Genomic DNA, 11730 nt, shown 5'->3' with positions numbered 1-11730 from the left:
CGGTTCGCGTGAAGAAAACGCGTCAAAACAAGAATCTAGAGCTTCGGTTCTGATTCAATCAGAACCGAAAATGCTCTAGCGTGGTCGAGCCGCCCTTCAGCCGAGATAGCGCACGCCACGGTCCCGACTTGCCAAACCAAACCGGGACCGATCTCATCCAAGACCTGGTCAGGCGGCGGATCGCGTCGTCGTGATCCAGCTCGCCTCACCCAGCACCGGCGCCACCTCCCCGATCGTCGTCCTGGCCGCGGGCGCGACAGTGCCGCACCCGTCCAGTTCACGGGCCAACACCTCGCGGTCACAGGCATCCTCCCACAGCGAAACGGTGATGGCTGCGACACAGTTGCTGATCATGCTCGTCAGCGCCCGCGCCTCCGACATGAAGCGATCGATACCGACGAGCAGCGCGACGCCGGTTACCGGCAGATCCGGCATGACGGAGAGGGTCGCAACGAGCGCGACGAAGCCGCTGCCGGTGACGCCGGCCGCTCCCTTGGACGTCAGCAGCATCAGGCCGAGCATCGCCGCGATCTGTCCCCATGACAGATGAATGTCGCAAGCCTGTGCAATGAAGATGGAAGCCAGGGTGAGATAGATGGCGCTGCCGTCGAGATTGAATGAGTAGCCCATCGGCAGCACGAGCCCCGACACGCCCTTCCGGCATCCGAGTTGCTCCAGCTTGCGTAGCGCGCCGGGCAGCGCGGGCTCCGACGACGACGTGCCGAGCACGATCAGCAATTCTTCCCTGAAGTAGCGGATGGTCTTCCACAGGCTGAAGCCGTTCAGCCGTGCCAGCGTACCAAGCACGACGACCACGAAGACGGAGCAGGCGATATAGAATGTCAGGATCAGCAGGCCGAGCGAGCCGATCGAACGGACGCCGTATCGGCCCACCGTGAACGCCATGGCGCCGAAGGCTCCGAGCGGCGCGAGCTTCATGATGAAACCGAACGACACAAACAGCACGTGCGAGAACGAGGCGACGGCCTTTGTCACCGCCGCACCGCCATCGCCGGCGCGGCTCAAGCCGAAGGCGATCAGGATCGAGATCAGCAGGACAGGCAGCACCTCGCCGTCGGCGAACGCTCCAAAGAACGAATGCGGGATGATGTGCAGCATGAAGTCCGCAAATCCGGTCGCTGCGGCCTGCTTGCCGAATTTCGCGGCCACGGACGGATCCAGCGTATTGACGGACACATGCATGCCGGCGCCTGGCTGGATCAACGACACGGCGGTCAACCCCGCCAGGAGTGCGAGCACGGTGAGCAGATAGAACAGCGCCATGGATTTCACCAGGGTGCGACCGACCTCGCGGGAATCGCTGATGCTGTTGATGCCGCTCACGATGGTGCAGAACACGATCGGAGCGATCATCATCTTGACGAGCTTGACGAAGCCGTCTCCGAAGGGCTTCAGCGCGGCACCGAACTCGGGCCAGAAATGGCCCGTGACGACGCCCAGGATGAGCCCGATCAGCACCTGAACGTAGAGAATCCGGTAGAACGGCTTGCGTGGCTCACCGTTCGCGGACCTGGCCGGCGCGTGCATCTGCATTCTCGTTTCTCCCTTGGGTGTCATTTTTTTGGAGTTCAGGAGCGGTCCGGCTTCAGGCCGCCAGCACCGCCTGAGGAACGTGCGATCGACGGGCAAAGACGTGGCCCTCGAAGATGCGCCGGGCGGTGCGCTGCACGCGGGCGACCGGGCCGGGCTCCAGCCGAACCACGAGCTGGCCGGAGGGATGGGCGAGCGTGATCGGCACCGGCGGCGCCAGCGGTCCGACCATCCTTGCAGCGATCGTCCCAGGCGTGAGGCAGGCCGTCGCGATCGCGACGGCGCCAGTCACCGCCAATGCGCTGTGGCAGTCGTGCGGCATGAAGTATCGGGTGTTCAGCGCCGCCGTGCCCGCAGGCGCAATCAGAACCGGCTTCGGGATCACCATTGTCGCCGCATTTGGAAACCCCATCAGGCGCCCGGCCTCGATACGCAGCCCTTCGAGACGCGCCCGGAAGCCCGCGTCGGCGAAATCCGACGGAGCCTCGCGGCCGGTGCATCCCAGGTCGGCCGCGTGGACCAGCATGACCGGCATCGCCGCGTCGATGCAGGTGACGTCGATCCCATCGATGCAATCGACCGCGCGTCCCGTCGGCAGCAGGCGACCGGTCCGCGCGCCGGCCGCGTTGGGGAAGGACAATTCGATCGGTGCGGCCGTTCCCGGCACGCCGTCGATCCGCGCTTCGCCCTCGTAAGTCACCCGCCCTCCCGGCGTGGCGACGGTGGCGTCGATCAGCTTGCCGGTGTTGACATTGTGGATACGGATATCGGTCCGATCGCAGCTCGCAGCGACCAGGCCGGCTTCGATTGCGAACGGCCCCACCGCCGCCAGCATGTTGCCGCAGTTCGGCGAGGTATCGACGATCCCTTCGCGAACACGCACCTGGGCAAACAGGTAATCGACATCGGCGCCGGGCACCGTGGCCGGTCCGACGATCGCGACCTTGTTGATGACGGCATTGCCGCCGCCGATGCCGTCGATGCCAAGATCGTGCCCGCCTCCCATCACCGACAACAGCACCGCGTCGCGTGACCTCGGGTCGGCCGGGAGATCGCGGGCCAGGAAGAACGGTCCGCGCGAGGTCCCTCCGCGCATGACCACACAGGGAATGGCAATCTGATCGTTCATGGGCTCTTCCGTTCGGCGGCGTGTTGGCCTGAACAGAGCATCCGCCTTCCCAACTCTTTTGTGAAATGCAAATATCTGAGGTATTATTTCATCTATCGAAATAAAGGAGCACGCCATGAACGCAGAATTGCTCGACCTCAAGGCGTTCATCACCGTTGCCGAGACCGGCAGCTTCGTCCGGACCGCCAAGGCGCTGAACCTGTCTCAACCCGCGCTCAGCCGACGCATTCAGAAGCTGGAGGAAAGCCTCGGGGCGCCCCTGCTCGAGCGGTCGACGCGCCACGTCAATCTCACCATGACCGGCCGCGACTTCCTGCCGAAGGTGCGCCGCCTCATCGACGAGTTCGAGACCTCGGTGCTCGCCATCCAGGACATCGGTGCGCGAAGCTCGGGCCTGGTCTCCGTGGCTGCGGTGCCGACGGCGGTGTTCTACTTCCTGCCGCGTGCGATCGGACGGTTTGCCGAGGCTTATCCTCGCATTCGCATCCGCATCCTGGACATTGGCGCCAACGAGGGATTGGAAGCGGTCGCGCGCGGAGAGGTCGATTTCGGCATCAACTTCATTGGCGCCTCCCATGCCGAGATCGAATTCGAGAGGCTCGTCGAGGATCCTTTCGTCCTGGCCTGCCGCCACGACCATCCGCTGGCGTCGCGCAAGCAGGTCAGCTGGCCGGAGATCGCGTCGCACCGGATCATCACCGTCGGTCGCAACAGCGGCAATCGCGCGCTGATCGACAATGCTCTGGCGCGACACGGCCTGCAGCTGAACTGGTCCTATGAGGTCGCTCACCTCTCCGGCTCGCTGGGTCTGGTCGAAGCGGGCCTCGGCATCGCCGTGCTGCCGAAGCTGGCGACGCCCGCCGCCGGCCATCCGATCATTCACACCATTCGTCTGGTCGAACCGGAAGTGTCGCGGACGATCGGCATCGTGCGCAGGCGCGGGGCGACACTATCTCCTCATGCCAGCCAGTTTCTGAAAATGCTCCTCGAGGCCTGGCGCTCTCCTGCTCAGACCGGCGTGCATGGCAAGCCGCGGTCCCGATCGGCTGAGGCAAGCTCGAACACGACATCGTCGCCTCCGAAGCGGAAACGCTGACGGCTCGCTCGGGCGGGGCGAGACCGCTCCCGCCAAGCCGGAGTTCCTCGGACATCGCGAATTGATTGCCGCGAATTGATGCGGCGATTGGATCGATGCCTGCATGATGCATCTCCTCGGACCCGGCGCCCTACGACCTGGGTCCGACAAGATGCGTTGATTGCGCTACCATCCTGCGCTAGTGTTTTATACGACCGGTTAAAAACACCGGCCGTTTGAGGGAGAAAAACGTGAAATCCAAGGTTATTGGCGCAGTATCACTGGCGGTCGCTGCGGCCGGGCTGTTTGCAGCCGCTGCACCCGCATTTGCGCAGCAGAAGACGATCACGGTCTGGTGGGGCAAGGGCTTCTATCGCTCCGAAGACGACGCACTGATCGAGACGATCAAGAAATTCGAGGCCAAGACCGGCATCAAGGTCGAATTGTCGCAATACGCGATCCAGGACATGATTCCGAAGACGGTCGCCGCGCTCGATGCCGGCACCGTGCCCGATGTCGCCTATTCCGATTCGTATGACGTGCAGGCGCAGGGCAAGTGGGCCTATGAGGGCAAGCTCGAGGATCTCTCCGACGTCATGGAGCCGATCAAGGGCCGCTTCGTGCAGAACACGCTCGATGCGTCGATCCTCTACAACGACGTTGCCAAGAAGAAGGCCTATTACGGCTTCCCGCTGAAGCAGCAGAGCATGCACGTCCAGATCTGGAACGACATGCTGGAGAAGGCCGGCTTCAAGCAGAGCGACATCCCGAACGACTGGACCGGCTACTGGACGTTCTGGTGCGACAAGGTGCAGCCGGGCATCCGCAAGGCGACCGGCCAGCGCATTTACGCCGTCGGCCAGCCGATGGGCGTGGAATCCACCGACGCCTTCCAGTCGTTCTACACCTTCATGGACGCCTACCACGTCAAGCTGGTCGACGATGACGGCAAGCTCACGGTCGACGATCCCACGGTTCGCGAGAACCTGATCAAGGCGATGAAGGACTACACCGACACCTACATCAAGGGTTGCACGCCGCCGTCTTCCACGACCTGGAAGGATCCCGACAACAACGTCGCCTTCCACAACAAGACCATCGTGATGACCCACAACTTCACGATCTCGATCGCGGCGAAGTGGTACGAAGACTCGCAGAACCAGGCTCTCACGCCCGAGCAGCGCGAAGCCGGCAAGAAGGCCTATGAGCAGGACATCATCACGGCGTCCTTCCCGAAGGCGCCGGACGGTTCGACCATCAAGTACCGCTCCGACGTCAAGACCGGGCTGATCTTCACCGCGGCCAAGAACAAGGCCGAGGCCAAGCAGTTCATCAGTTTCCTGCTCCAGGAAGAGAACGTCCGTCCCTATATCGAGGGCGCGCTCGGCCGCTGGTTCCCGGTGACGAAGGAGAGCCAGGAAAGCCCGTTCTGGCAGGCCGACAAGCACCGCAAGGCGGTCTACACGCAGTTCAAGGGCGGCACCGCGGCGTTCGACTTCACCAAGAACTGGAAGTTCACGATCCTCAACAACGAGAACGTGTGGGCGAAGGCGATGAATCGCGTCGTCAGCGAGAAGGTTCCGGTCGACAAGGCCGTCGACGAGCTGATCGCCCGCATCAAGCAGGTCGCGGGTTAAGTCACCCTGCCTCTCCCCGCCTCGCGGGGAGAGGTGCTAGAACAACACCGGCCGCGTTTCGCGGCCGGCTTCTCTTTGAAGAGTCCAAAAAGAATGGCGATCACGCTCTCTGGCGATCAGGCACTCCCCGGCCCGCCCCTGTCGTCGCGGCTGAGCCCGGCGCAGGTCTGGGGCATCGTGCTGCTCGCGCCCTATCTGCTCGTCTTCCTTGCCTTCGTGGTCTATCCCGTCTGCTACGGGCTTTGGCTGGCGCGCGCACCGGCGAATTATGTCGCGCTCTACAACGACCCGATCTTCGCGCGCGCCGCGGTCAACACGCTGATCTTCCTGGTCATCGGCATCAACATCAAGATGCTGATCGCGCTGTTCCTGTCCGGCTTCTTCGCCGTGCAGCGCCCCTGGATCAAATGGCTCTCGGTGATCTTCATCCTGCCCTGGGCGGTGCCGTCGATCCCGACCATCCTGTCGGTGCGCTTCATGCTCAACCCCGAATGGGGCGTGATCAACCACCTCATCTTCTCCTTCACCGGCGATGACGGCCCGAACTGGCTGAACGACCCCACCGTGGCGCTCAGCATGGCGATCGCCGTGCACATCTGGAAGTCGCTGCCGTTCTGGACGCTGATCCTGATCACCGGCCGCCTCGCGATCTCGCACGATCTGTTCGAGGCCGCCGAGGTCGACGGCGCGAGCTGGTGGCAGAAATTCCGCTACATCACCTGGCCGTCGATGCAGACGCTCTACGTCACCTGCACGCTGCTTTCGATGATCTGGACGCTCGGCGATTTCAACAGCGTCTATCTGCTCACCGGCGGCGGCCCGGCCGACCTCACCCACGTGCTGTCGACGCTCGGCATCCGCTATCTCCGGCTCGACCAGCTCTCGCTGGCAATGGCATCCATCGTCTGCGCGATGCCGTTCGTCCTGCCGCTCGTGTACTTCATGATGAAACGGTTGTCGCGATGAAGCTCCCCTCCTTGCGCGAAGTAGCGACCGAAGCGCGGCTCCTGCTGATCGGCATTCCCGTCTTCCTGTGGACGATGATCCCGATCTATCACATGTTCCTGTTCGCGATCTCCCCGAAGGAGGACGCGTTCTCGGGCAAGCTGTGGCCGGACCACCCGACGCTGCATAACTTCGAGATCGTGTTCAAGCAGCAGCACTACTTCCTGCGCGACTTCTACGTGCAGTTCTGGAATTCGGTGGTGATCGCGGCATCCGTCGGCGTGCTGACGCTGTTCATCGCGACGGCAGCTGCGTTCTCGATCTCGCGGCTCAAGGTGCCGGGCGGTCGCGTGGTGCTGAACCTCGCGCTCTTCACCTATTTCATTCCGGCAGCGTTCCTCGCCGTTCCGATGTACCGGACCATGGGCAATTACGGCCTGCTCAACAATCACTGGTCGCTGATCCTGGCCATGGTGACAATCGCCTCGCCTTACGCGATCTGGGTGCTCAAGCAGGCCTCCGACAAGCTCCCGGTCGAGCTCGATGAGGCCGCCGTGATGGACGGTGCAACGACGCTCCAGATCTTCCGCCTGGTCTACCTGCCGCTGATGATGCCCTCGCTGGTCGCGATCGGCACCTATGCAGTGCTGCTGGCCTGGAACGAATATCTCTACGCGTTCCTGCTGCTCTCCAATGACCGCGAGATCACCCTCCCCGTCGCGCTCGGCAACTTCCTCGCCGCCGACGACTCGCCATGGGAGCTGCTGATGACCACCGGCTTCATCTATGCGCTGCCGCCGGCCGCGGTCTACTACGCCTTCCGCCGCTACATGGTGGGCGGGCTCACGGCGGGTGCGGTGAAGTCCTGACACGACAGGAGGCATCGCGGCGCCTCAAGCAGGACGTTCGAGCGGCGACGTGGACAATTGAAGATTGCCCACGCCTGCTCTAACGTCAGGGTCTCGAGCGGGGCCCGGCATCATGCGCAGGAACGACGCGATCCATCTCGGCCTGATGCTGCTGGCGCTCGTGGCGGCCTATCTGGTGCCGTTCGAGTTGTTGCTGCTGGCTTATGTCGTGCTCGGTCCGGCGCATTACTTCACCGAGATCTCGTGGCTGCATGATCGCAGCTACTATCTGCCCCATCGCGGGATCGCGGCGGCCCTCGCCGTCGTGGCCGTGGTCGCGGCGCTGATCGACAATGCCTCGTGGTTCGGCTTTGCGATGTGGGGCGCGCTGGTCGTCTGCGCGATGCTGGCGGCCACCGTCTCCGCGATCGAGAGCATGCTGCTGTTCATGGTCGCGATTGCCCTGTCAGCGATCATGTATTCGAGCGGATCCTCGCTCGCGGTCATCGGCATCCTGATTCCGACCCTGATACACGTCTCGCTGTTCACACTGATCTTCATGATATTGGGCGCCCACAGGTCCGGCAGCCGCGTGCAAGGCGCGCTGGTGGTGGCCTACATCGTCGCAATCGCCACGATCCTGCTGCTGCCGCCAGCCGCCGAGATCCGGATCGCGAGCTTTGCCCGCGTCGGCCAGGATTATTTCGGCAATGTCGGCCCGGCCCTGGGTCGGCTGTTCGGCGTGCCGGGCCTCGTGCTCGACACCAGGCTGACCAGCCTGCTCGCCTTCGTCTACACCTATCACTACCTCAACTGGTTCATCAAAGCCGACGTGATCCGCTGGACCGCAGTGCCGAAGGCCCGGCTGGCGGCGATGGCTGCCGCCAGCGCAGCTGCCACCGCGCTCTATTTCTACGACTATGCGTTCGGCTTCACCTTCCTATTGGCGCTGAGCCTGATCCATATCCTGCTGGAGTTTCCGCTCAATGCGCTGGCGCTGCGCCAGCTTGGTGCCGCAGTGCGTGGCGCGATGCACGCGCGATACGCCAGCCCCGTCGCAGCCTCCGTCGCGCGGTCACGCTCTACAAACGCCAAGAGCTCGAAACGTCCGCCCCGGCCGCGCTGATCATCCGCGGGCCCGCTTGCGCCGATAGGCGATCAGCAGCGCAATGGTTGAGCCGATGAAGTAGCCGGCGGTCGCGCCCGAGATGGCGCGGCCGACAATGATGGCCAGTGCGCGGTCGCCCGCATCGATCGCCGAGATCACGCCGACCGCATATTGCAGCGAGAACACGACGAGGTTGCGGATCAGGGCGAACGCGCTGCCCGGACGAATGATCTCACCCGTCGCGTGATCGACATCGAAAGGACGCGGCGTCAGAACACCCAGCGGCAGCAGTGCCAGCGCGGCTGCGATCCACGCGATCAGCGGCCACGCGCTGCTCTGGGGCCCGAAGCCGATCCGCGACATCCCCCAGACGATGAACACGACCGGCAGGATCAGCGCGCGCCAGATCGGCGTCGTGCGTGGCTGCATCGCTTGAATGCCCTGCCAGACGAGATAAGCGAGCAGCACGAAGACCCAAGGCGGCGTGTGGATCAGGATCTGGTAGGCCATCGTCATGATCTGCCCGCTCACAAGGGCGCTGCGCTCTTACCTTGCGAGCTCGACAGTTTCGAGGCGAGCGAGGCGATGACGATGACGACCGCGATCAGGGCGATCACCAGCGTGCAGATCGCGTTGATCTCCGGCTTCACGCCCAGCCGCACTTCCGAGTAGATCCGGATCGGCAGCGTCGCCGAGCCCGGGCCCGTGGTGAAGCTCGCGATCACGAGATCGTCGAGCGACAGCGTGAAGGCCAGCATCCAGCCGGCGACGATCGCAGGCGCGATCAGCGGCAGCGTCACGGCCACGAATGCGCGCACCGGGTCGCAGCCGAGGTCCATCGCCGCCTCCTCCAGCGAACGATCGAGCGAACCGAGGCGGGACTGCACGACCACCGCAACGAAGCACATCGTCAGGGTGGTATGGGCGATCGTCACGGTCCAGAAACCGCGCTCGGCGTTCAGGGCGACGAACAGCAGCAGCAGCGACAATCCCGTGATCACCTCGGGCATCACCAGCGGCGCATAGAGCATGCCGGAGAACAGCGTGCGGCCGCGGAAGCGCTCGCCGCGCGACAGCGCGACGGCGGCGAGCGTACCGAGCAGCGTAGCGATGGTGGCGGAGGAGACCGCGACCCGCAGGCTCATCCAGGCCGCCTCGATCATGGCGCGGTCGTTGAAGAACTCGTGATACCAGCGCAGCGACCAGCCGCCCCACACCGTCACCAGGCGCGAGGCGTTGAAGGAATAGATGACCAGGATGAGAATCGGCAGGTAAAGGAACGCGAGCCCCAGCGCGAGCGAGGCGACGTTGAAGCGGGACAGGCGGGCAACCTTGCGCATGGCCCTACCTTCCCTGTTCCAGCTGCCGCTTCTGAAGCCGTTCATACAGCAGCAGCGGCAGCAGCAGCACGACGAGCAGCACGATGGCCGCGGCGGAGGCGACCGGCCAGTCCTTGTTGGTGAAGAATTCGAGCCACAAGGTCTGGCCGATCATCAGAGAATTCGAGCCGGCCAGAAGATCCGGGATCACGAACTCGCCGACGATGGGGATGAAGCACAACAGCACGCCGGCGCCGACGCCGGGCAGAGACAGCGGGAAGGTGACGAGCCAGAACACCGCCCCCGGCGGTGCGCCGAGATCGGAGGCCGCCTCTTCCAACACAGGCTCCATCTTGGCGAGCGTGGCGTAGAGCGGCAGGATCATGAACGGCAAATAGGAATAGACGATGCCGATATACATCGCGCTGTCGGTGGAGAGCCAGACCACCGGCTGGCTGACCAGGTGCAGCGCCAACAGGATCTGATTGAGCAGGCCGTCGTGCTGGAGGATGTTGATCCAGGCATAGATGCGGATCAGGAACGAGGTCCAGAACGGCACGATCACCAGCACCATCGCCACCGCCTGCCAATTCTTCGGCAGCCGCGCCATGCCATAGGCGATGGGGTAGCCGATCAACAGCAACAACGCAGTCGCGGTAACGGCGACGGTCAGGCTGCGCACATAGGCGAACACATAGATGTCGTCCGAGCCGATCAGCCTGAAATTGTCGACCGACAGCGCAGCGAACGCCGACTTGAGCGCATCCCATCCGGCCGTCAGGTCGAACACGGGCTCGTAAGGCGGCTGCGCGATCGCGGTCTGCGACAGGCTGATCTTCAGCACGAAGGCGAACGGCACCAGGAAGAACAGCACCATCCAGACATAGGGCGCGATGGCGGCAAATCGCGCCGGGCGCGCGAAGATGCGGCGGGCGCTCATGATTGCAGCACCACGCAATCGTCTGGCGTGAACCAGGCGACGACGTGCTGGTTCAGGCTGTAGGCGTCGACGTCGAGGCGCGCGCTGTTGGCGACGGAAGCCTGCACCATTCCGCCGGTGTCGAGCTTGACCTTGTAGGTGGTGGTGCCGCCGAGATAGCAGATGTCGGCGATCACGCCATCGAGCCGGTTGATCGCCGTTTCATGACCGGCTTCGCTCACCGGGCCGCGCCGCGACAGCTTGACCTTCTCGGGACGGATCGCGACGGCCAATCTTCCCGCGCCGACCGGCTCACGCGGCTCGGCCACCACCAGCGAACCCGCATCGCGCGTGCCAATGACCAGACGGTGACCGTCGCGCAATTTGGACTCGCCGTCGAACAGATTGACGTCGCCGACGAACTCCGCGATCCAGCGCGAGCGCGGCGCCTCGTAGAGCTCGCGGGGGCTCGCGACCTGAGCGAGCTTGCCTGATTTCATCACCCCGATCCGGCTCGCCATCGTCATCGCCTCTTCCTGGTCGTGGGTGACGATGATGAAGGTCATGCCAAGCCGGCGCTGGAGCTCCATCAACTCGCCTTGCGTGCTCTCGCGCAGCTTCTTGTCGAGGGCTGCGAGCGGTTCGTCGAGCAGCAGCAATTGCGGCCGGCGCGCCAGGGCGCGGGCGAGCGCGACGCGCTGACGCTGGCCGCCGGAGAGCTGGTCGGGCTTGCGCTTCTCCAGCCCTTCGAGTTTCACCAGCGCAACCATCTCTGCGACACGCGTGGCGATCTCGGCGCGCGCCATGCCGGCCCGCTTCAGGCCGAAGGCGATGTTGTCGCGCACCGACAGATGCGGAAACAGCGCGTAGTTCTGGAACATCATGTTGATCGGCCGCTCGTGCGGCAGCGCCTGCGCGATATCTTTGCCGCCGAGCAATATGCGCCCCTCGTCCGGCGCCTCGAAGCCGGCGAGCATGCGCAGCAGCGTGGTCTTGCCGCAACCGCTGGGTCCAAGCAGCGCGAAGAACTCACCGGCCTTGATCTCGAGCGAGACGCCGTCCACGGCGCGGAACGCGCCGAATGCCTTGGCGACTCCCTCGATGCACAGCAGCGGTTGGCCGGCCGCGGGATATGCATCTCCGCCGGCATTGGCCGCGGCGTCTGTTCTGGGCAACTCGTCCGTCATGGTCCCTGCCAA

The 11730-nt window shown here is 64.1% G+C and carries 11 protein-coding genes; 5 read left to right on the top strand and 6 right to left on the bottom strand.

Translation table 11 applies throughout. The annotated features are described in order from the left end of the window. Nucleotides 1-168: 168 nt before the first annotated feature. Together dctA and TSA1_RS29920 are read right to left on the bottom strand one after the other, a co-directional pair. Nucleotides 169-1554: a C4-dicarboxylate transporter DctA gene (gene dctA, locus TSA1_RS29925; RefSeq protein WP_100179459.1), complete on the bottom strand. Its 1386-nt coding sequence runs from the start codon at nt 1552-1554 to the stop codon at nt 169-171. A gap of 52 nt (nt 1555-1606) precedes the next feature. Then, complete coding sequence (locus tag TSA1_RS29920) at nt 1607-2680, bottom strand: 4-oxalomesaconate tautomerase (protein ID WP_100179458.1); 1074 nt, start codon at nt 2678-2680, stop codon at nt 1607-1609. 115 nt (nt 2681-2795) lie between these two features. Here TSA1_RS29920 and TSA1_RS29915 point away from each other — a divergent pair, with 115 nt between their 5' ends. The 5 genes from TSA1_RS29915 to TSA1_RS29895 all read left to right on the top strand — a co-directional run bounded on the left by TSA1_RS29915 (nt 2796) and on the right by TSA1_RS29895 (nt 8311). Beyond that, the gene (locus tag TSA1_RS29915) at nt 2796-3776 is read left to right on the top strand and encodes a LysR family transcriptional regulator (protein ID WP_100179457.1); all 981 of its coding nucleotides are present in this window, start codon (nt 2796-2798) and stop codon (nt 3774-3776) included. Between the two features lie 230 nt (nt 3777-4006). Continuing rightward, on the top strand, nt 4007-5392 hold the full coding sequence (locus tag TSA1_RS29910) for an ABC transporter substrate-binding protein (RefSeq protein ID WP_097660079.1): 1386 nt from the start codon (nt 4007-4009) through the stop codon (nt 5390-5392). A gap of 93 nt (nt 5393-5485) precedes the next feature. Then, a complete protein-coding gene (locus TSA1_RS29905; protein WP_100179456.1) occupies nt 5486-6358 on the top strand; it encodes a carbohydrate ABC transporter permease in 873 nt (290 codons plus the stop codon). Further along, nucleotides 6355-7206, top strand: a complete 852-nt coding sequence (locus TSA1_RS29900) for a carbohydrate ABC transporter permease (protein ID WP_100179455.1) — start codon at nt 6355-6357, stop codon at nt 7204-7206. Before TSA1_RS29905 ends, TSA1_RS29900 begins: the two co-directional genes overlap by 4 nt. A 112-nt stretch (nt 7207-7318) precedes the next feature. Continuing rightward, nucleotides 7319-8311, top strand: a complete 993-nt coding sequence (locus TSA1_RS29895; RefSeq protein WP_100179454.1) for a hypothetical protein — start codon at nt 7319-7321, stop codon at nt 8309-8311. Here TSA1_RS29895 and TSA1_RS29890 read toward each other — a convergent pair whose 3' ends face one another. Genes TSA1_RS29890 through TSA1_RS29875 form a run of 4 tightly spaced genes read right to left on the bottom strand, consistent with a single transcriptional unit; the run spans nt 8312 to nt 11718 of the window. Next, a complete protein-coding gene (locus TSA1_RS29890) occupies nt 8312-8809 on the bottom strand; it encodes a DUF6622 family protein (RefSeq protein ID WP_100181414.1) in 498 nt (165 codons plus the stop codon). It lies immediately after the preceding gene. Between the two features lie 11 nt (nt 8810-8820). After that, on the bottom strand, nt 8821-9633 hold the full coding sequence (locus TSA1_RS29885) for an ABC transporter permease (RefSeq protein WP_100179453.1): 813 nt from the start codon (nt 9631-9633) through the stop codon (nt 8821-8823). Nucleotides 9634-9637: 4 nt separating this feature from the next. After that, entirely contained in the window at nt 9638-10552 is a 915-nt protein-coding gene (locus TSA1_RS29880; RefSeq protein WP_100179452.1) for an ABC transporter permease, read from the bottom strand. Beyond that, nucleotides 10549-11718: an ABC transporter ATP-binding protein gene (locus TSA1_RS29875; RefSeq protein ID WP_100179451.1), complete on the bottom strand. Its 1170-nt coding sequence runs from the start codon at nt 11716-11718 to the stop codon at nt 10549-10551. The genes TSA1_RS29880 and TSA1_RS29875 overlap by 4 nt, the downstream gene beginning before the upstream one ends. Nucleotides 11719-11730: the final 12 nt, after the last annotated feature.

Origin of the sequence: Bradyrhizobium nitroreducens (genome assembly GCF_002776695.1) — a bacterium.
In the GTDB taxonomy this organism is placed as follows: Bacteria; Pseudomonadota; Alphaproteobacteria; order Rhizobiales; family Xanthobacteraceae; genus Bradyrhizobium; species Bradyrhizobium nitroreducens.
The sequence above is the reverse complement of the archived record's forward strand: the minus strand, read 5'-3'. Positions and strand labels throughout refer to the sequence as shown.